Origin of the sequence: Sphingobacterium sp. 40-24 (assembly GCF_001899705.1) — a bacterium.
Taxonomy (GTDB): Bacteria; Bacteroidota; Bacteroidia; order Sphingobacteriales; family Sphingobacteriaceae; genus Sphingobacterium; species Sphingobacterium multivorum.
Genome location: NZ_MKWH01000001.1, coordinates 1 through 21,106, shown reverse-complemented (window position 1 = coordinate 21,106; position 21,106 = coordinate 1). Strand labels below are relative to the sequence as shown.

Genomic DNA, 21,106 nt, shown 5'->3' with positions numbered 1-21,106 from the left:
ATTATTTATATAAAGTTTTAAATAGATTTGAATGCAGTTTCTTAAGCCGCGCAGCAATTTCGATGGTCGCTTTTGGGTTCATCAATTTTTCCCATGCTTCGACCTTTAATTTTTTTGCGTTTTCAATGATGTGGGACCAATTGACCTGATGTAAAGCTTGCTCTTCTATTATCGTCGCTACACCAGCATTTTGCAGTAGTTTGGCTTTTATTTTTTGCTCTTCAAAAGGCCTTTCCGCAGGTACGCAAATAACTTTTTTTCTTAAGTCGCCCAATTCCATCACGCAGTTGTGTCCCGCATTGCTTATCACGATTCCGCAATTTTTTAATATATCGTATGCAGTTTTTGAATTGCCATAATAGCTGACTCCACTAATAGCGTGATAATCTGGTATTGTGCCGAGTATATGTAGGCTGGATGTTTCAGGTAGATCTTTCCGAATTTGAGCGATGAGCTTCCAATCGAAACATGTGCCACCTCGGCCAAAAAACATCGCTATCTGATCGTCCGCACTCGTATTGTCCTCAATCGACATGCCGCTATATTTGGAGAAGCCACCTGAATAAAATGTTTTATGCGCAAAATCGCTTTCAATATCTTGAGCCATTGTTTTTGCGTATGGTGCCAACACAAAAGAAGCGCTTTCATAAGCCATTAAGTGTGCTAAGTCGGAGCGGTTGCCATGTTGTCTTACGACTACTGTTGGTATCCCACAGAGACGCGCAAGTAAAGTTATCTCGACCGACACATCAACGAATAGTAAACAGTGGTTGTGCTTAGCAAAAAATTCTGTTATAAGGTAATTTCTATTTATTATACCCTTCACATTCACGGGAGCATAATGTAAAAAACTCAAGTCACTAGCAGCCCAATCCCGATCGCTATTGGCGGGAATATCAAATGGCAATACGATTGAACGAATACCTTTTGGTATTAAATCTTTATAAGTTTCTAATGAACTACCGAGGAAAACCACTTCATCAGAGGGTAGTTGCGCCGCTATAGCTAAGGCTCGAGTAAGATGACCAGACCCATGGTGGTGAATATAAAAAGCATATTTATAAGACATATTTATCTGCACATTTTTTGATTACTTGAGCAAATATATTTTCGTAGGAAGATACCATATGCTGTATATCCAATGATGATTCAGCATGCACTCGGCATGCTTTGCGACTAAGCTGTGCTGCGTCGTTTATGCACTTAGCCAATTCTGTCACTGAGCAGGACGCTGTAAGACATCCAGTTTCTTTTGTCACAATTTTTGGTAGCGCTCCTCTCGCAAAGCCAGCGACTGGCGTTCCGCATGCGAAACTCTCAGCAACAACCAAACCGAAAGGTTCTTCCCAGCAGGGGGTAATCACACTTACTGCCGCATTTCCGATTAGTTCATTAAGTTGTTCGTGTGTGCAGTGCTCTACCCATTCAGCGTTGTCATCGAGAAGCGGTTTGACAAAAGTGTCGAAATAATGTTTGTCTGCGACCGAGCCTGCGATTTTGATAGGTCTTCCGGCCAATTTTGCAGCTGCTATTGCGAAATGGGTTCCTTTATCGGGATGAATTCTGCCAAACCATAATGCATACTCTCCAGAGTTATTTGCTATATAGCTCCATTTATTCAAATCAATTCCATTGTGTACGACCTTACAGTTGGGTATATAGGGCTTCCACATTGTTGCATTTGTTTGCGAGACAGATACATAAGTCATTTTGTTGTATCTGTTTGCTGCCATAATAGCTTTTTTCATCTCAAAAATAGGAGGTGTATGCAATACAGTTACCATCGGTGTTTCCGCCAAGGTCGCCATTGTAATGGGTACGTAATTTAGGCTATTGTTAAATATAACATCAAAATCATATTGGTCTATCTCCTGCATCAGCTCCAGATAGGCGTGATGTGTCGATATAAAATCTTCACTCAATTCATGCGAGCGAAATCTACTTAATGTTTCCATATCGTAATCTACATCGCTAAGGATAGCATGCACATTTAGAGAAGGATCGGAATGCTCACTGGCAAACAAGGTAACCTCGTGTCCCCTTTGCAGTAAAAGTTTAGTTACTTCGTATGTAAAGGCTTCCAACCCGCCCATAAATGGTTTGCGGATGGGATGTTTTAAATGAGCTAGCACTGCTATTTTCATAATATATTGATTGTATATGTGATGCACGTGACGTAACCATGCTGATTAGAACAGCACCAAGTGAAATTCGTTCACCGTTAGTAACAATTATTTTTAGGATACCCTAAAACCAGCTACTATTGAATTGACTATTTCGACGCTAACTAGGTTGATATGCCAACCTCGTATCATGTTAAGGTCGAGAATTAGCGTCTCGACCTTTTTTTTGTTTAAATTTAAACCATTTCCTCTTGAAAATAGTTCAATAATAAAGCAAAGTAGATATATTATGGCACTTACAACAGGAAATGAAGACAAAGTAACAAGAGAGGTAGAAAACCAAACTTCTAAAATTCCATCGATTTTATTTTTAGCGGCTTCGCTGGCAGCGATGGGAATTTCAGCAGCATTAAAATGTTGCAAAACAAAAGACGATAATAATGCACTGTTTGTCGGGCAGTGGGCGGCACCGTTTTTATTATTAGGTATTTACAACAAGATTGTTAAGACCGAAGGGCACGATTAGTATGGTTTTATTGTGATGAGTGTTTTAGAGGCTGATCTTATGATCAGCCTTTTTTAAATAGTAGTAATTGCTCCGAATCGATAAATTCAATTGTAAATCAGCATAACGTCCCCGCCTTAATCCAGGCTGGCCATTTGCTGTTTCGACCATTTTCACAGATTGGATTATTCTGAAACTATTCGCTCATTTTTCCTGTTATATTGCTGTATAAAAGACCGCAAAAACCATAGAGTTATGAGTTTACAATTAAATAATGTTCTACCGGTAAATAGTGCTGTACCTGAGATCGAAAAGTATGAAGGGATTTTTCACAAGGACGTGATAGAAGGTTTAAATACTTATCCAAAGAAATTATATTCAAAGTATTTTTATGATCCCATTGGCGATCGCCTTTTCCAGGATATCATGCATATGCCCGAATATTACCTGACCGACTGCGAGCTCGAAATATTCCGCACAAAAACCTTTGAGCTAGCGGATTTAATCACTACTGATGAATCCGATTTCGACCTGATAGAACTCGGTGCAGGTGATGCCCTTAAATCAAGTCATCTATTACAACATCTCAGCGCAAATCACACCTCATACTCCTATATGCCTATCGATATATCGGGCAATATTCTTTCGTTATTAGTCGAAAAATTAGATCGTGACATCCCAAATTTAGACATTGTACCGCTTGAGGGAGAGTACTTTGAAATGCTTGACCAAGCGATGAAAATTTCCACACGGCGAAAAGTAGTATTATTTTTAGGCGGTAATATAGGTAATATGGATATGGACGAAGCCCAGCTTTTTTGTGCCGAAGTGCGCCGTAAACTAAGCCCCGGTGATATGATTATAATCGGTTTCGATCTCAAAAAGAATCCACACACCGTTCTTTCTGCCTACAATGATAAAACCGGAATCACGTCGGCCTTCAATATCAATTTATTGAATCGCATAAACAGGGAACTTGAAGCTGATTTCGATACCCAATATTTTCAGCATTATCAGTCCTACGATCCAATTTCTGGAGCCTGCCGCAGTTTCTTGGTCAGCCTAACCAATCAACACGTTCATATTAAGGGTGATTCCATATTTTTTAAGGAAAATGAATTGATTGACATGGAAATTTCTCAGAAATATGCTCCTGAGGAAATACAGCGTATGGCTTCCTTAGCAGGATTTCAGCTGATCGCAAATATTGAAGACAGCAAAGGATGGTTTGTTGATTCGGTATGGAGGGTGTCCTAATACGTTTTATTTATGAAAAATATACAAACTGCGCTTATTGAAATGTCGGAAAAGCAAAAATGGATCGATAGCTATCTTGCTATACGAGCATATTCCGAAGAAATTTGCCAACCGTTGGAAACTGAGGATTATGTGGTTCAGCCCATAGGAGAGGTTAGTCCTCCGAAATGGCATCTTGGACATACCACCTGGTTTTTCGAAACATTTATTTTACTTCCGCATCTGCCAAACTATCAGCCATTCGATGCTGAATACAATTTTGTATTCAATAGTTACTATGAAACAATAGGAGCTCGGGTGATTCGTACAGATCGAGGAAATCTGAGCAGACCTTCCGTTGCAGACATCTATAGATATCGCAAATGTGTGGACAAGTCCATGATTGAGTTTTTAGATGGTGGGTTTTTGACAAATGATCTCCTTGACATCTTTGTGCTAGGATTAAATCATGAACAGCAACATCAAGAATTGCTGCTTACGGATATCAAATATATACTTGGGCACAATCCACTTTTTCCTGCATACGGCAGTACAAAAGCCGCTATCAGTTATACTGCAGCTGAATCAGCGTATGTCAAATTCGATGCTGGGATTTATGAAATCGGATATGAAGGTCCGGGTTTCTGTTTTGACAATGAGAAAGGCAGACATAAGGTTTATCTGAATGACTTTGAAATTGCGAGTGATTTGGTGACAAATAAGGAATATATGGCTTTCATGGAAGCTGGTGGGTACGCTGATTTCAGGTATTGGCATGCCGAAGGTTGGGACTGGGTAAAACGGCGTCAGGCTCGGGCTCCCTTATACTGGCATTTGATGGATGGTCAATGGATGAATTATTCCTTAGCGGGGTTGATGGAAATAGACCATGAGGATGCAGTTTGCCATGTCAACTTTTATGAAGCTTCCGCATTTGCAGCCTGGAGGGGAATGCGGCTTCCGACAGAGGCAGAGTGGGAAGTTGCGGCAGATCATCTCAATTGGGGACAGCGCTGGGAGTGGACCAATTCTGCATATCTACCTTACCCCGGATTTAAAAAGGAAGCTGGTGCCGTGGGCGAGTATAACGGAAAATTTATGGTTAACCAAATGGTCTTGCGCGGAGCCTCTATTGCAACACCTAAAGATCATAGCCGCAAAACGTACCGAAACTTTTTTCAGACGGCACTGCAATGGCAATTTACAGGTATTAGACTGGCGAGATAATATGATAGATATCGTCTCCATTTCAAAATTCTTCAATGGAAAGGTTGCAGTCGATCAGATTTCCCTTCAGGCCAAGGAAGGCGAAGTTCTTGTTCTGCTAGGGACCAGCGGTTGTGGAAAGACGACAACCCTAAAAATGATCAATAGGCTTATCGAACCCGATAAAGGCCAGATCTTTATTGCTGGCAAAGATATCAGAGAAAGAGACATCCATGATTTACGTAGGCAAATTGGTTTTGTCATGCAGCATGCCGGCCTTTTTCCGCATTATACCGTTGCACGCAATATTGCTGTAGTTCCAGAATTGCTGAAATGGGAAAAAAAGACAATAAGCCTGCGTACTGCGGAGCTACTTCACAAATTAAACTTGGGCGAGGAGATCCTCCAACGTTATCCCCATGAACTGAGTGGAGGGCAACAACAGCGCGTAGGCATTGCTAGGGCACTGATCGCCGATTCACCTATTCTATTAATGGACGAGCCCTTCGGAGCACTGGATAATATAACCAAAGCAGATATCCACGCAGAATTCAGATCCTTGGAGGAGATACGCAGTAAGACGATCATCCTCGTTACGCACGATGTGTCGGAGGCTTTCGAACTTGGACAGCTGATCTGCTTAATGGACAAGGGGAAAATCGTGCAGATTGGAACGCCAAAAGAACTGTTATATAGACCTGCAAATGAATTTGTAGCCAATTTCTTCGCCGAAAATCGCCTACTATTGGAGTATAAAGTGACTACCTTACAAGAACTACAAGGGATTACGGCGATAGATCCTTTTATCTCGCGTTATGGATTTACATTGAGCACAGATTTATGGCATGCCACCCAGGTTCTGAGTATGCATACAGATGCGGCGCAAGCCTATGAAACGCTAGTGGGTGCATTTAACAACTATCGAAAACAACAAGTGGTATGAAAGCGCAAAGTTTTTGGCAATTTATTCTCGAACAACAGGACAAGCTATTGACCCAGATTGGCCAACATCTTGGGCTTACATTTTTATCTTTGGTATTTGCCATTCTTATCGGAGTGCCTCTAGGGGTACTGATCTCGAGAAAAAGAAAATTTGCTGCTATTATTTTAGGTTTTGCAGGTGTTTTGCAAACTGTACCGAGTATTGCATTGTTGGGTTTTCTTATTCCGGTTCTGGGTATCGGAGCTATTCCCGCCATTGTTGCACTATTTATTTACGCACTCTTACCCATTATCCGGAATACCTTTACCGGCATTACAGGAGTTGGTTCCGGTATCGTGGAGGCAGCCAAGGCGATGGGTATGACCGCTTGGCAACTGCTTCTCAGAGTAGAACTCCCACTTGCCATGCCAGTGATTATCGCGGGCGTACGTACAGCGGCAGTGATCAATGTTGGTGTAGCTACCTTGGCATCATTTGTTGCCGCCGGAGGCTTGGGTGAATTTATTTTTGGCGGTATATCCCTCAACAATTCAAACATGATCTTGGCCGGTGCTATTCCTGCAGCATTACTAGCAATCCTCTTGGACAAAGGCATTGCACTAATCCAATATTCCCAGGTAAATATCAAAAGTCGACAGACCTATATTATTTTGGGCATATTCACCGCTGTGTGCATTTTAAGTATGCTTTATATGGTTATGAGGTCCAATGACAGTCGCATCAAGGCAGGTTTCACACCAGAGTTTATGGGACGTCAGGACGGTGACCTGGGACTTCGCAGTATCTATGGTCTTCAGGTCAACCCACTTGTTGTCAGCGATGCGATTATGTATAAAGCCGCTTATGAAAAAGATCTTGATCTCATTAGCGGATACTCCACCGATGGGCGGATCAAGGCATACGACCTGTTTGTGCTGGCAGATGACAAGAAGATTTTCCCACCTTATTTTGCAGCGCCAATTATAAAGACGGCAACACTTCAGAAATTCCCAAAGCTGGAAGAAACAATGAATCTGCTGGCAGATAAGTTCAATGATTCGGTCATGACGGATCTAAATTATAGAGCCGATTTTTTGAAGCAGACGCCAGAACATATTGCAAAGGACTTTCTGCTGCACAACAATCTTTATAAGCCAACTGGTTCTGGGAGCGCCGGTACGATAAAGGTAGGTTCAAAAATTTTTGCAGAACAATATATTTTGGCTGCGATATACAAAATTCTGATCGAAGGCCATACCGATTATAAAGTAGATACAAAGACGGGGTTGGGTGGGACCAAAATATGTTTTGATGCTTTGGTGAGCGACGCGATTGATTGCTATGTAGAGTACACCGGAACAGGCCTTTTGGTGTTGTTAAAACCAAATCAGCAGGTATTAGGAAGCGTATCCAAAAGTCCTTCCGATACCTATAATTATGTGAACAATGAGTTTCAGAGGCTGTACGGCATCAAGTGGTTAAAACCTTTGGGATTTAATAATGCTTATGCGCTAATGATGCGGCGGTCTCAGGCCAGAGAACTTCATATTGAAAGAATTAGTGATTTGAAAAAATATTACTAAAAGTGGTATAAAAACTAAATCAGAAAGTCAAAAAATGATGTTCCGAAGCATTTCTCCTGTATGATTACACCTCATAAAACTCATACAGGACAGTTTTAATAGTTATATATAAAAAGGAGTAACCACCACGAGTCTCTTGATTCGGGAATGGATCCGATGCAAGCGATCAGTCAGATTTAGTACTATTAGGATCTGCCGCTAAGCACAAAAAGTTAATGACTTTTGAACCATATGGGTTGTATTTCTGTTCCAAAGTAAAGACAACCGTATATAGCTTTCGAAGATGAAATTTGTCAAAGTAAATCGAGTCGTATTAACCGCGCTGCGAGCGATGGGGTATAATGTCCTAATTTCACCTGTCAATGTCCAGGATCCACAAAATATTACCTGGAAGGCGATATGGGTGGATGACGTAGATACCTGGATCAGGAGTTTGTATTGTGGGCATGGAAGTACGGCTCGTCCTAATATTCTGGACGTTGATTATGTATTAGCCAATGTTCCCGAGTGCTATTTGTCGGGAAGTGTATTTATAGAAAGTGATAAGGTCCATTAGTCTATAAGTCCGCTTGGTTATTTGGCGTGAATATCTTCTGTTTAAAGATTATTGTGACTACATTTTTTTAAGAGATCCAGAGGTTAAAGAATCGTTGTATGATTACCCATTTACCATTCACTTTTTCAAGCAGAAATGCATCACCGTTTCCACATAAAGGGCCGCATATATAGTCAACCGGCACGTATGCTTTTTTGCGATTATACCCTATAATGGGAAGGTGAAAGTAATAAATGCTTTGGTTGCGGTCCATCCTGTATTTATCGGCGTCATCAACAGTGTACGCTGCTTTGATAGCGGCTGGAATCGGGATGATTGCCTTCCTTTCGTTCATCTGATTCAGCATATCCAGCGAATCTGTGAGCTGGTTATCCAGTATTTTCATCAGCTTCTGTGGATCGACGTTGTAAAAAACATAATTCCTGTCATGCAATGATGAGATAGAATCTCTCATAAACTTGTTATGAATGAACGCCCTTCGTTCTCCTTCACGTTGCAGTTTGATACCAGCTGAATCGTCAGACAAAATTGTTTCTAAAATGGAAACATAGTCTTGTTGCATTGAGCTGTCATTGTATATTTTGGACTTATTATTTTGTACCGGTGTCATTGTACTTTTACGCATTGTACAGCCCTGGAGAACTAAAAAAAAGAAGATAATATATAGATTATTCATATGCAATTAGTTGCTATTATTTCCGTACCAGATCTGTGCCAAAAAACTTCACTGAGATAAGTAATTCTCTAGTCGTATCCTGTGCTATTCGAAAACTTTTTGTTGCTCTGTGTAATAAGTAGTTCTGCCGCTAATTTTGGTTTGCAATATTTCATGATCCTTACCATCAACCTTCGCATTTTTGTTATGAACTTTCATGAAATCCCTTATCTCACCGTTAATGATTTCAGGATGCTCTTTTAGAATCTGCTGTTCGGCATTTTCCAGTACCTCCTTAATTGCTTTGGCAAGATGTTGTACCTTCTCTTCGGGGATTTTGTTTGAAATTGAAAGTGGTGATATCCCTGCTTCATACAGGATTTCGTCGGCGTAGGCATTTCCAATACCGCCAATGACGTTTTGGTCCATCAGGAGAGTTTTAATTTTGGCCTTGCTTGATTGCAGTAATCCGAAAAGTAATTTTGGATTTAGCTTTTCAGAAAGTGCATCCATCACGTTTGCATGTTCAGGATTCAATTCTATATATGCCATCCTCTTAAAGTCGGTAATGGATAGCGTGCCACCATCCTTAAACTTCATGGAAACTAATGCATACTTTGGGTTTTCGTCTTCAGAATATATCAGTTTCCCATGCAACATGAGATGAACCGACAAGGTAGCATCTTTGCCAAAATCAAAAAAAAGCCTTTTACCTTCCCGATAAACTTTGACGAGTTTTTTGCCCTCTAGAGTTTGCAGCTCATTCAGGCTGACTTTGGTTTTTTGTTTGTTGTGAATGGCAGCTTTTTCAAGCACTTTACCTTTAAGCATTTTTGTGAGATTTTTGCTGAAGGCCTGTAGGTCAGGTAATTCTGGCATAGTCGTCGATTTTAATAATTTATGTGCTTCTTTACTTTCTATTTTCCTCTTTTACCTTTTTAAAATGCTCCCTCGCTTTTTTTAGGCCGGTTGCTATGGCAATTCCTTCTTCGGCGCCTTCCTCAAGCAAAGCATTTGCGATTTCAGTTGCTTTCTCCCGGATGTTGACCGGTTGATTTTTATATGATGGTGGATAATCTCCATTATACCAAGGCATAATTCCTCCTTTTTGTATTTAGAACAACATCAGAATAGTGATAGTTTTCAAACTCTATTGGTTGGCGGTTGTTCTATTCCAAAAACATTTATTATGACAGACAATAAAAATAAAAAAGATGCAAGGGATCGCAATCAGGTAGCTGGCGGTGAATCTTATGAGGTCGATTATTTGGCAAAAGAACTTGGCGTAACCCGGCAGCAAGTCGAAGAGGCCATCAAAAGCGTTGGCAATGGTCGTGAGGATGTTATTAATTATTTGAAAAATAAAAAATAAAAATATGGCAGCTATAGCAACATTCACTGGAATTCCGGTGACAAATAAAATAGGAGTAGAAAAATACTGTGATTTTGAAGTAGGACAGGAGGGGCAAAACGGACCATATGCCCGAATTACGATGGATGGCTGCCAGTTGATCCTAGATGAAGATTTTGGTGTTATAGAGGGCGATCTTGCGGAAGAATGGAGGGAACCCGCTATTGCCAAACTTCTTCTTTTACTGGAAGTGGACCGAAACCGAGATGGAACTTTGAGCTAGCTAATCTGTTCATTACTTTTCTCGAGTTTAATTATGATATTCAGATTAAAAGGACTCTACAATTTATTAGCGGGGATTTGGCCGGGTATTCTGGATCGTATTGATAGATAAAAATAAATATGACTGGTATTAAGAAATCCAAAAATGAGCTGTTAAAAGATGCACGATTGCAGGAGCTCGAAGGTAAAACCGAAGATGCCATCAAAAGCTACAACCAGGTTATAAGGAAAGCACCATTACAAGCAGGGGCATATAACAGATTAATGATTCTTTATCGAAAGCTCAAAGAAAATAAGAAGGAGCTAGCCATTATTAAGCAAGCTATTGCTGCCTATGAGAAGGATTTTAAAGACGATCAACAGACATGGAAGAAAGCAAACAGTATGTCTGCACGCCTCAGTCTTAGTTTAGCTAAATCTATGGGGCTCCTCAACGATAAAGGCCTTCCTGTATATGAAGAATCTCAGATCATCAGCTGGAGAAAACGCATGGAAACCGTACAGAAAAAAATTAAGACACCAGCAAAGCCACAAAAAAAGAAACCGACAAAACGGTTAAAAAAGTAGCGTTAAACGCGCAAATAATCTCGAAATTATCTATTTTCATCTTTTCTCCATTTTAGCTCTCCTTGTTGAATCATTCCGATGTATTTTTGTACTTGGTCGTCGGTCAGTAGGCTATTGTCCTCAATATGATAATCGAAATTCTTAGTATACTTGTCGTGCTGGATACTGCCTACATAAGCATTGTTCAGATAAATGTGCCAAAGACTTTATTTTTTCGCGCGTACCTCGACTACCTGGCGCACGCCATGGTGGTAAAATAGCTCCGGTACATCGCTATCGAATCGCAGGATCAGTGCATCGATACATGCTTCCTTTATATCATTTGCAAGTTCTCCAAACGCAAGTTCCCAAACTCCCTGAGACTTCCTGAAAACGTAAAAAGCAAGCCCATTTTTGTTGTAAAGATGATAGTCTTTCATGCCCATGCTTTTATCATGCACAGTCATTTGGACATACATAACGCGATTTCGGCAAAAGACTTTAAGAGGTTTCATGGATCAAAAATACTAATTTATTTAGTAAAAATAAGTAATCAAATTGTGGTAATTGTATCTTTCAGTGTCACTACACTTCTTTGTACTTTATTTTTGTGATCTTTTTTTACAATTATAAATACTGCTAACAGAGGGATCTTCCTGCCTTGATACTGCTGATCTGCATAAACCGTATATATCATGGTTCTAAATATTTAAGAAAGAACAAGAGCTGTGGCATATAGGTTTATCTATTGGTAAATATTGGTCAACGAGCAACTTCAAAGGGCTAGCGTATGTACACGAAGATCAAAATAAAAGGTGAAACCCTCCTTTTAGCCCACAAATTCCGATATACATCAGTATGCCTTTGTTCTTGCCGGATTTTGGCGAAGAAATAGTCGCTAAAATATTTTATGCAGACAATGGATTCGATTCTGCCTTTTACAATGATATGGCTTGGAAGGGATTAACAGGTCCTAAAGCTTTTATGAAGCTCTCGGACACGAAAATAAAAGTATAATAGATCGTATTAAAGCTGAACAGTATAAAGTAGAAAACAATGATACAGTTCAACACGGTCAACCTGCGGGATGTTAAAAATGTAATCTTATCTTTATTGTTTATAAAAGTAATTTTTTTATCGAATCGATTTTAATGAACAGATTTTTTACAGTTTTATGATCTATAATTTTTATAACTATTGGTTGTTCTCGGAGAATGTATAGCGAAGATCCTATCAGAAGAGTGCAACGATATAACAGCGGTGGATTTGAAGTGCAAGCTTACACAGATGAGAATGAAAGTAACATGTATGAAAACCTAATTGTATCGGGGGTAATTAGATTGGGTGACACTAATGAAAAAGCAAGCAATACATCTGTGAATTTTAAATCTGAAAAAGGGGAACTAATTGGAAGTACCGTTACCGACTCAGATGGCATATTTAAAATGGAGCTCTCAACCTCTGATTTCTCCGGTAAAGTAGAATTTGCAAAGGGATAAGGTATTTACATTCTATTTTTATCCTGCCACTTCTTTGGTTTTAATCCAAAGTGTTTTTCAAACAACCTTCCGAAATAACTCAGATTGCTAAATCCTACTTGATAGCCAACTTCTGAAACTGAAAGATTTTCCTGCTGTAATAGTCTTGCTGCTTTTTGCATACGAAGATGATTGTAATATTCGTACATTCCTTTTCCAAAAACTTGTGTAAAAATACTTCTTAGTTTTAGCTCATTCATTCCACCTATTTTTACCAGTTCATCTTTAGATAGGGATTTTTCCAGATTTGATGCTATCGTATTCCGAACCAAATAAACCGCATCAATTTCAGCGTTGTTAAGATGGAAATAATCTGTTTTTTTTCTTTTTAATAAATTGCTGAAAAGCAGATAAATAAGTTCAAGTGCTTTTAACCGATAAAAAGTTTGCGGTAAAATGTTTTCTATTGAAAGGTCAGCTAATTGAGCAATTAAATCAGTCATTTCAGGTGACAAAAATTCTTCTATCCAAAAGGTTTTTTCTATATCAAAAAGATAAGACAATTTATCTGCATCATTTCCTACAAAATGTTTCAGGTATTCCAGCTCAACTAAAATGCTGATTTGCTGTACGTGGACATCTTTAGGAAATAACACTTCACTTTCCAAATGTGAAGGTATAATACGAACATGAGGCTGATTGTTCAAAGATCTTTTACTAATGGCATTTGCCGATTTTTTGTTAATAAGAATATTTTGAAACGAAATGAGTAGTCCTTTTTCTATTGTCCTGATTGGTTTTCTTTTATAAGCAAAAGTCTTGCTGGCAATTAAAGAGCGAACCATTATTAACATCTCGGGCATCAAGTCCACAATGTTCAATTCGTTGAAATTCAAAAATTTTATCTCATTTTCAATGGAAGATAAGGAGATGCCAAGTTTTTCAGCAAGTTTTCTCATTTTACGCTTTTCATCAAACATAATTTTTTGGACTATTATTAGTTTAATTTGGGCTATTTTATCTGTAAATATAGAAAGATATTTGCTGTATAAAAATGAAAAAAATGAAAAAAAATATTATTATTTCAGGAGGTGGCATCGCTGGATTGACTGTTGCAAAACTGTTGAGCAAACAAGGGCATAAGGTGACTGTTTTGGAAAGAGCGGCATCATTCAGTAAGTCCGGATTTCTTATTTCGCTTAAGAGTTTTGGCGTTCGTATTATTGAAGAATTAGGATTAGCAGAACAATTACAACAAGCATCGTCACCCTCTGAATTTGTAAATTTCAGGGAGTCAGACGATTCAATTATACAAAGTCTTAGCTATGAGAAAATGAACGAGAATATTGAACGTTCCGTTCTGATAACGCGAGGCGGATTGCATCACGTTTTATACAACGAAGTAAAAAATGAAGTGAGTATTCATTTTTCATCTTCTGTTGAAAACGTAATGCATGATGAAGACAAAGTCCAAATATTACTCAACAACGGAACTGTGTTGGAGGCCGATCTCCTTATCGTTTCAGAAGGGTTACGCTCTACGACAAGACAAAATTATTTTCCGGAAAGTACGCTAGAGGATTTTAAATTTGTTTATATGGGTGGACGATTGAAAGAGCATCATTCTTATGAGGTTGGCAAATTCAATATCTATATTGATGTGAATAAGATGCTGTCTATTTATCCCATTGCTTCCGATGAAATAGCCATTCAGTGCTATTTACATAATACAGGAGATTTACCATCTGTTCAAAATAAAGCTAATGAAATACTCAAAACATCTTTTGCTGGGTATAATGAAGATATACAGCATTTGTTAGGTCGCTTCGCGGATAACGGTCTAATGTTTATTGATAAAATGGGGATGGTAAATTCATCCACTTTAGTAAATCGTAATGTGGTTTTATTGGGAGATGCGGGGTATTGTCCCACTGCGCTATCGGGAATGGGAGCATCATTATCAATTTATGGAGCAAAGGCGCTAGCTCATTTTATTCATCAAAATCCGAATGATTTAAAAACGGCTTGTTGCAATTATGATACCATGATGCAGCCAATAATTCAGAAATTTCAGGCTAATGCAAAAAATAATTCAGCATCATTTATCCCTGATAGTAAAGAAAAATTAAACTGTTTTGTCCATTCATTCAGAGCCGCCTCTGAGGCTGATGTGCAAAAAATAATGATTGATCCAATTTTATTAACGAAAGACCAGTTAAATTTTAAAATCAATTAGATAATGAATTTTAGAAAGATATTTTCCGTCATAGTTGGATTCGGAACGATAGGATTAATGAGTTCTGTTTTTGCAAAAATGCAAGGCTCGCTGTTCACGTCATCTTTAGAAATATTTACCAGTAAGGAAATCGCTGCCACCAATTTTTCCCAATTTATCATCAAACTTTTTTGTGTTTGGTTTAGTTGTGTGTTGGGTGGAATGGCTACTACGAGGATAGGGGGCAAGCCAAGAGAAAATCTTATAGTTGGTGGTTTAATAATACTGGTCGTGGGTTGGCTATGGTTGTCGTCTGAAAATCCTATATGGTTTTGGGTATTGCTGATTTTAGGTATTTTACCCTGTGTATTTTTAGGATATCGAGTAACTTCTATTATATGTAAATTTCATATCAAATGACCATGCGATTCTTAGTTGCAAATTGACCACCTGATTTTTTGGCGAAACTAGATTTAGTGCTGTAGGAGTAATGTCATCAAAAGCGATAATTAATATGCATCTTTTAAGTTATCAAGCCTGAACGTGAGATCAGACTTCGTCATTTGGTGTGAATAGCTCCTTTTTAAGGTTATTGTGGTTACGATTGTTGCCTCGATAACCTTTAATAGGAGTCGGGAACCAATGAGATAACATTATTTGTGCTGGTTACCTGCGAATTATCGGTTCTATCAATGGCGATTCGCTAATTATCATTTATATTGATTTTCGTTGCCACATGCACGTGGTTGTTCAAATTTGCCTCTTCTTCATCCTGTTGACGAATAAAATCAAGTAGTCGCTTCAGCTCTCCATCGGCATCATCCCACCATTTAATTGACCATATCCTATGAAATACAAAACCATATCTTTCAAGTTGCTCCTGTCGGAAACTGTCCCAAGCATAAGCTTCCGGACTGTTATGATATTTCGCGCCATCACACTCTATTGCGATGAGTGGTTTGTGGCTTGTTTTTGATTTGACAACGATATCAATCCGGAAACCGCCTACGGAATGCTGCTGTTCTAAACGATCGGCACCGATATGCTGTGCAAGTTGTTCGAATACTTCATCTTCAAATGGAGACTCAGACCCCAAGCTAAATTCTGCTGGCTCATACAGTTTATCTGTACAATACTGACTCAATAGCTGGAGAATGCCCTTTCGCAATTCGTCATTACCCTCACTTACCGCTTTCGCATAGGTAAAGTAAGCGTACATAATACCACGGCCTTTATTGCCCTTCTGTTGGATAAGATTTGGGTACTGACCAACATACTCCTGCGGGAAAGAAGTACATACATATACCTTTGACCGCGCTCGAGTGATGATTACGTTCAACATACGATGTCCTTTACCTTGTATAATCGGACCAAAGTTTTGACTAAACGAACCGTCGGCTTTTCGCCCAAATGTTGTGGATAGAATGATAATATCCCGTTCGTCGCCCTGAATGTTTTCGAGATTTTTAACAAAGAATGAATCTCCCGCCTGCGCCATTAAACTGTCGAATGCAGGGTCATTCTGGCGAACTGCACTCAGTTCCTCAAGGATCAAGTTGCGTTGGTAAATATTGAAAGTAGCAACACCCACGCTTGGAATACTGTCTTTAGCTTCCTTCATGATCTGTTGTAACAATTCGACCACTCTCAATGCCTCTTGTTTATTTACTTGCCCTTCATACAATCCATCAATCTGTAAATATTCGATAGGAGTGTAGTGCTCCTTCGCCGGAACAGGCATCAACCTATTTCCGTAAAACGCATGATTAGAGAAGTCGATAAGATAAGGGTGTTTCGAGCGGTAATGGACTTTTAAATAAGACTCCACAAACCCTTTGTCTACAGCATAAGCTAGTAAGGATTCACTATCTGCAAGGTTAAGCTGAGCCGCTTGTAGCGCAGTCCGATCAGAAAATTCATCTTCGGAGTCTTCTATCTCATCATCGATCGGATCAAGTAGCGCTCCACTTCCTTCGAAGTAAGAGGAGGGAGCCATCTGGTGCTTATCACCGGAAACAATTTTTGCTTTTCCCCGGATCAGGGCCGCGTAAGTATCTTCGAGACGCAGCTGGCTGGCCTCATCGAATATGACCACATCAAAAATTCCTTCCTCCAGTGGTAGGATAGAACTGCAGACCGATGGATTGACCAATAATACTGGAAAAAAATTAGTAAATAGTTCAAATTCTCTGTTCACAATAGTGCGGAGTGAATTGCGACGCATTCCCTTAGCTCCCTTTTTGTTAAACAAACTATTTATGTTGTGTCCTCTGGCTTTAAAATGTCCGACGGCTTCCGCTTGTTTTTCTGTCCATAAGGCAATAACACTATTCAGCTGCGCATGGTTAAACTCTTGTTTTTGCTGTTGATATTGTTGTAGTTGGTAATCGCTTTTTGGCAATTCCTGTGGCTCATTTGTCGTGAGTATCCAATACAGATACCAACATTCAAATGCATCAGCCCAATGATCTTTAAGATGTATGCTGATTCTTGTAATAAGCCTTTGTTGCGCTTCGTCCTGTGAAAGGAAAAATGATTTCCACTCATGATAGATACGGAAATCACTTATGTGCTCGTTGAATGTTGCGATAGTGTGATTAATCCTATCACATTGTTCCTGTGCGGTTTGAAGATTTATATATTGTAAAAATACACCATCCGTAATATTTCCTGTTAATTGGTTACTTTCAATATCGTCAAACGAGTTTTGTAGACTTCGATAGGCATCAGCGCGTACCGCGTAGTAGTCACGAAAATTATTAAAATAGCTTAATTGAAAAGTTACTCTTTCAGTTAGATAAGGTATTGCCTCAAGCAACCCATTGATATCGGTAACAGGAGTCGTTGGAACGATATTGTAATCAGCGATTAGCATTTGCTCTATACTATCCAATTTTTGAAGTAGGGGAGTTATCTGCGCTTTTAGTTCACTCAGTTCAGCATGAAAATGATGATCATTAATATTAGACAAATAGTTATTTATCGTATGCGGGTATTGCTCTTTCCAATCGGCTGCCTTTTGTCTGAGTTCCTCGATATTATTTAGATAAATAGATAAATCAGTCGTTTCCAAATGATCGTTATATTGATGGTCAATATAATTTTTCTGAACATGGGCTGATCTTACCTGCGCGATGCGATTCTTTAATTCGATCCTCGTTTGTTTTATTTGTTTATGTTTTCCCGAGAATATACTTAATAAACTTGTTTTAAATTTTGCACCACTACTATTATCCAATAAATTATTACCATATTGAGCAATGCTTGATTCAGCGTAGGCAAGATAAGTTATTATTGCATTGCTTAGCGATGTATGATAGCTGCTATAATGTTGTTGCAAAGCATCTTCATATTGCTTGAAAAATTGTTGCGCTTTAATCCGAACTGTTTGTAATGCTAAGACAATTTCGTTGATCCGCTGTTCCTGAGGAAAAGTGGATGGTAATGCCTCTTCTTGAACTGAATCTCCAATACAAAATGCTAAATAGGGCTTAAAATCCTGCTGCATTATTGCGGGAATACCGCTCAAAAAATCATCAGCCCAATGCTTTCCACTCACCTGACGTTCAGCAATAACCTGTTCAATCGTTGGAATCTGTTTATGAGCGTATGCAATAAAATCTTCAATTCTTACACGTGATGGTCCAACCTGTTGATCTAAAAACAGATCGTCTGTCAATGGTCTAAATATGGAATGGACCTGATGCGATTGCTTAAATAAATTATGGCTATGTTTTAAAATAGCAAGTGTCTTTTCTAGTTCTGTGTGATCCTGAGCAAAATTAAAATCCTCTTTCGGTATAATATTCTTAAGCGGTACCTCATTAAAGTTTTTTAATAAAGCCAAATACCGTCCTACGATCTGCGACCAACTCTTATCACCGTAGACCGTTTGAGCTAAGGCAGCATGCTGTGCGTTAATAAGTTCAGCTGATTCCTTGAGTTTTGATTTTATCGTATCATATTGGTTTTGAGCTTGCCTTACTGAGATGTGAAACGGAACTCCGATCTGACGATCTCTGACAGAATCTACGATCGCTTCACGCGCATCGTTTACATCATCAATTATACCGACTAAAGCGCCGATTTGAGGATTCGTACGTTCGATATTTGCTTTAATGACATCAAGCGCTGTTTTCTTTTCGCAGACGACAAGACATTTCATTCCATTGGCAAGTGCATTTGTTATCAGTGCAGTTAATGATTGACTCTTTCCCGTACCTGGGGGGCCTTGTATTATTTGATTCGGTTCATTTCCAAGAGCACTTATTATTGCCTGTTGGCTTGGGTCTGTATCTACGGCACTGAAAGGTGTTGTCGATAAGCTTTCCACTTTAAGCTCATCAAATTCAAAGGCATCGAAGCGATCTAATAAGCGGGAAATGTCGGTAATAATACTTTCTTTTTGCGCTCTGAACAAACCAAAAATACCACCAAAATGAATGTAAGCTTTGTTATTGGCGATAGCATCTATCTGGGATGCTTCGGGTAATACATTGATAGCTGTTTCAAAGTTTTTGCTTAGCACCTCGAGTATCTGCTCTTTACTATTTGAATTGAGTGCTTCCAGTACTTCAGCACAAGCGTTCACTAACTCGTTGCTATCAATCAGTGCGTCATCTAAGGCCTCATTGGTCAGATTGGGGAGTGTGATGTCATCTTCACTTTTGATAAAAGAAAGGAGGACTTCATTGATACTGATCGGGTGAATATCTGAATCCACTATTTTTCCATTCGCTTGAACCACTTTATTTCGCAAAAACGACCATTCATTGACTTTGTTTTTAGATTTAACGGCCTCTAGTTGCCAAATGAATAATGGGGCTTTTATGATCTTAGCGGGGTCTTTTGAAGATCTTTTTATAAGTATCGGGTAGCCGAACCCAAGGGTCTTCATCCCATGTTCTTTAAAATAGTCCTCATTTTCTATGATAATGGAGTTCAGTCGTTTAGAAATGACGGTCAGTTTCTTTTGAGCCTCCGCATCTTTTTCATTGAGATCTATTTTATCAAATGATATCTTAAATTCAAAGTTTGCTTTGGTCAACAAGGTATCCAAAAATGATTTGGCGAGACCATCCTCAATGAGGTCGAGCTCCTGTAGGTCTAACCGTGTGGCCAACCTTCCTGGCAATGCATTTAAATGAATAGATCGGGCGTTACCGCCTTTTAATTTACTTTGTAAAGATTGCAGGAAAATCTTGGATGACATAATTGTAATATTTGTATTTAACCTAAGATACAAATATTCGGTATAATCAGCAATCGAATCAAATTACCTTATCAATGCCTGTCAGCATTTTAATTAGACACTCCAGCTTCATCGCAAAGATCCTACACGAGATGGTTCAGGTACGCGTAGGATATCAAATAAATTTATCTGTTTCTGTACTAATTAGTTAATTGACACAGGATTGTTACAGGAGGAATTTTTTCTTAATTTCGAACCGTTATAGTTATAATTCATTCCATTTATGCTGTTCATTTATACACGTTACGAGTACGTTTTAGGAAGTAAAAATATCATTGCAACATTAAAAAATGAGACCATAGCGCAGAATTTCAATCTTAGTATCATTACACCTGCGACCAAATTTTTAGGGTTTCCAGTTGGAGGAGGTCTGGTAAAAATGTCTCGTTTAGTCAATCAATACGGGCAGGTCATCCACGCAAGAAATTATTCGCCTGAAATAAAAGAAGAGGTAAAGAAATTTAAGAAGACACTAGAAATTCCGTATTTCAAACTTTGGAAAGGGTATTTGATTATAGCATCGATAGCAATTATCGGCTCTATTATTTATGGTATTAAACTGAACATAGATGGTAAGAAATATCGGAATGAAAAAGAAAGTCTTGCTCAATCGGCTCAACAACTACAGGCAGGACAACTATATGGTGCAAGTTTCTTTACCGATGCTGAAGGAAATAACATCCAAGGTTTACCAGCAGGTTGGGTTAAGATTCTAAAGATAGAAGGAGATACAATTTTTGTCCAACGGTCTAAAAAAATATCGGATCGTGCGATGTTTGAAATGAAAGATTTGGAATCAATTAAGCCAACATCGGATGAAGACTGGAATAATAGGGTCGAAAAAATGAATTATACGCTATTTAAAGAAGCTGTGAACAATAAAAATTTATCCGGTATTGATTTATCTTATATTGGTGCAGATCACGATAAATATTCTGGCGTTATTATGTCTTTTAAAGGCGTTGAATGATATTATTTCTAGAATTAAAACCGGAAAAATGGGATGAAAGCTCGCAAGTTTATTGTCAGGAAGAGAACAAATACATCGATATTACCAATTATCAATATTGGTTGATTTTTCAAGAATAGATTTGATCAGCTCATTAAAGTACGCGTTTACGAATTGATGTTTTTTCTCATTTTTGGGGCTACCGTTGCCTTTGAAATAAAATTTTTTCACGTTCATTTTATTCCAAG

Annotated in this window: 21 protein-coding genes; 13 read left to right on the top strand and 8 right to left on the bottom strand. The window is 38.7% G+C overall.

Annotated features, from left to right (window positions below; translation table 11 throughout):
- Position 1: 1 nt before the first annotated feature.
- Positions 2–1,069: a glycosyltransferase gene (locus BGP15_RS00105; RefSeq protein WP_286768356.1), complete on the bottom strand. Its 1,068-nt coding sequence runs from the start codon at positions 1,067–1,069 to the stop codon at positions 2–4.
- The gene (locus BGP15_RS00100; protein WP_286768355.1) at positions 1,059–2,144 is read right to left on the bottom strand and encodes a glycosyltransferase family 4 protein; all 1,086 of its coding nucleotides are present in this window, start codon (positions 2,142–2,144) and stop codon (positions 1,059–1,061) included. The genes BGP15_RS00105 and BGP15_RS00100 overlap by 11 nt, the downstream gene beginning before the upstream one ends.
- 268 nt (positions 2,145–2,412) lie before the next feature.
- Here BGP15_RS00100 and BGP15_RS00095 point away from each other — a divergent pair, with 268 nt between their 5' ends.
- The 6 genes from BGP15_RS00095 (at position 2,413) to BGP15_RS00070 (ending at position 8,131) form a co-directional block, all read left to right on the top strand.
- A complete protein-coding gene (locus tag BGP15_RS00095; protein WP_070566443.1) occupies positions 2,413–2,649 on the top strand; it encodes a hypothetical protein in 237 nt (78 codons plus the stop codon).
- 234 nt (positions 2,650–2,883) lie between these two features.
- Positions 2,884–3,885, top strand: a complete 1,002-nt coding sequence (locus BGP15_RS00090) for an L-histidine N(alpha)-methyltransferase (RefSeq protein WP_286768354.1) — start codon at positions 2,884–2,886, stop codon at positions 3,883–3,885.
- A gap of 12 nt (positions 3,886–3,897) precedes the next feature.
- Positions 3,898–5,091, top strand: a complete 1,194-nt coding sequence (egtB, locus tag BGP15_RS00085; RefSeq protein ID WP_286768353.1) for an ergothioneine biosynthesis protein EgtB — start codon at positions 3,898–3,900, stop codon at positions 5,089–5,091.
- A gap of 1 nt (position 5,092) precedes the next feature.
- Positions 5,093–6,013 (top strand): ABC transporter ATP-binding protein, encoded by a 921-nt coding sequence (locus BGP15_RS00080; protein WP_286768352.1) that lies wholly within the window; start codon positions 5,093–5,095, stop codon positions 6,011–6,013.
- The gene (locus BGP15_RS00075) at positions 6,010–7,575 is read left to right on the top strand and encodes an ABC transporter permease/substrate-binding protein (protein WP_286768351.1); all 1,566 of its coding nucleotides are present in this window, start codon (positions 6,010–6,012) and stop codon (positions 7,573–7,575) included. Before BGP15_RS00080 ends, BGP15_RS00075 begins: the two co-directional genes overlap by 4 nt.
- 283 nt (positions 7,576–7,858) lie before the next feature.
- Positions 7,859–8,131 (top strand): hypothetical protein, encoded by a 273-nt coding sequence (locus BGP15_RS00070; protein ID WP_075992232.1) that lies wholly within the window; start codon positions 7,859–7,861, stop codon positions 8,129–8,131.
- A gap of 67 nt (positions 8,132–8,198) precedes the next feature.
- Here BGP15_RS00070 and BGP15_RS00065 read toward each other — a convergent pair whose 3' ends face one another.
- The 3 genes from BGP15_RS00065 to BGP15_RS00055 form a co-directional block, all read right to left on the bottom strand.
- On the bottom strand, positions 8,199–8,693 hold the full coding sequence (locus BGP15_RS00065) for a hypothetical protein (RefSeq protein ID WP_232475760.1): 495 nt from the start codon (positions 8,691–8,693) through the stop codon (positions 8,199–8,201).
- Between the two features lie 198 nt (positions 8,694–8,891).
- A complete protein-coding gene (locus BGP15_RS00060) occupies positions 8,892–9,665 on the bottom strand; it encodes an Fpg/Nei family DNA glycosylase (RefSeq protein ID WP_286768350.1) in 774 nt (257 codons plus the stop codon).
- Positions 9,666–9,696: 31 nt separating this feature from the next.
- Positions 9,697–9,882 (bottom strand): DUF2188 domain-containing protein, encoded by a 186-nt coding sequence (locus tag BGP15_RS00055; RefSeq protein WP_070568431.1) that lies wholly within the window; start codon positions 9,880–9,882, stop codon positions 9,697–9,699.
- Positions 9,883–9,975: 93 nt separating this feature from the next.
- Here BGP15_RS00055 and BGP15_RS00050 point away from each other — a divergent pair, with 93 nt between their 5' ends.
- From BGP15_RS00050 to BGP15_RS00040, 3 genes are all read left to right on the top strand, one after another.
- Positions 9,976–10,158, top strand: coding sequence for a DUF3606 domain-containing protein (locus tag BGP15_RS00050; RefSeq protein WP_075992235.1), 183 nt, complete (start codon positions 9,976–9,978; stop codon positions 10,156–10,158).
- A gap of 4 nt (positions 10,159–10,162) precedes the next feature.
- A complete protein-coding gene (locus BGP15_RS00045; RefSeq protein WP_286768349.1) occupies positions 10,163–10,420 on the top strand; it encodes a hypothetical protein in 258 nt (85 codons plus the stop codon).
- Between the two features lie 119 nt (positions 10,421–10,539).
- Positions 10,540–10,986: a tetratricopeptide repeat protein gene (locus BGP15_RS00040; RefSeq protein WP_286768348.1), complete on the top strand. Its 447-nt coding sequence runs from the start codon at positions 10,540–10,542 to the stop codon at positions 10,984–10,986.
- Between the two features lie 206 nt (positions 10,987–11,192).
- Here the strand turns inward: BGP15_RS00040 and BGP15_RS00035 are convergent, their stop codons facing one another.
- Positions 11,193–11,480: a hypothetical protein gene (locus BGP15_RS00035; RefSeq protein WP_286768347.1), complete on the bottom strand. Its 288-nt coding sequence runs from the start codon at positions 11,478–11,480 to the stop codon at positions 11,193–11,195.
- Positions 11,481–12,206: 726 nt separating this feature from the next.
- Here BGP15_RS00035 and BGP15_RS00030 point away from each other — a divergent pair.
- Positions 12,207–12,464 carry a hypothetical protein gene (locus tag BGP15_RS00030; RefSeq protein ID WP_286768346.1) on the top strand — a complete coding sequence of 86 codons (258 nt, stop codon included), beginning with the start codon at positions 12,207–12,209 and terminating at the stop codon, positions 12,462–12,464.
- 5 nt (positions 12,465–12,469) lie between these two features.
- Here BGP15_RS00030 and BGP15_RS00025 read toward each other — a convergent pair whose 3' ends face one another.
- On the bottom strand, positions 12,470–13,423 hold the full coding sequence (locus BGP15_RS00025; RefSeq protein WP_286768345.1) for a helix-turn-helix domain-containing protein: 954 nt from the start codon (positions 13,421–13,423) through the stop codon (positions 12,470–12,472).
- 83 nt (positions 13,424–13,506) lie between these two features.
- Here BGP15_RS00025 and BGP15_RS00020 point away from each other — a divergent pair, with 83 nt between their 5' ends.
- Positions 13,507–14,679, top strand: a complete 1,173-nt coding sequence (locus tag BGP15_RS00020; RefSeq protein ID WP_286768344.1) for an FAD-dependent monooxygenase — start codon at positions 13,507–13,509, stop codon at positions 14,677–14,679.
- A gap of 3 nt (positions 14,680–14,682) precedes the next feature.
- Positions 14,683–15,078: a hypothetical protein gene (locus tag BGP15_RS00015; RefSeq protein ID WP_286768343.1), complete on the top strand. Its 396-nt coding sequence runs from the start codon at positions 14,683–14,685 to the stop codon at positions 15,076–15,078.
- Between the two features lie 283 nt (positions 15,079–15,361).
- On the opposite strand, the gene BGP15_RS00010 is transcribed toward BGP15_RS00015, so the two are convergent.
- Positions 15,362–19,870 carry a PDDEXK-like endonuclease domain-containing protein gene (locus tag BGP15_RS00010; protein ID WP_286768342.1) on the bottom strand — a complete coding sequence of 1,503 codons (4,509 nt, stop codon included), beginning with the start codon at positions 19,868–19,870 and terminating at the stop codon, positions 15,362–15,364.
- A gap of 262 nt (positions 19,871–20,132) precedes the next feature.
- On the opposite strand from BGP15_RS00010, the gene BGP15_RS00005 reads away from it, so the two are divergent.
- Positions 20,133–20,879, top strand: a complete 747-nt coding sequence (locus BGP15_RS00005; RefSeq protein ID WP_088161284.1) for a hypothetical protein — start codon at positions 20,133–20,135, stop codon at positions 20,877–20,879.
- Positions 20,880–21,106: the final 227 nt, after the last annotated feature.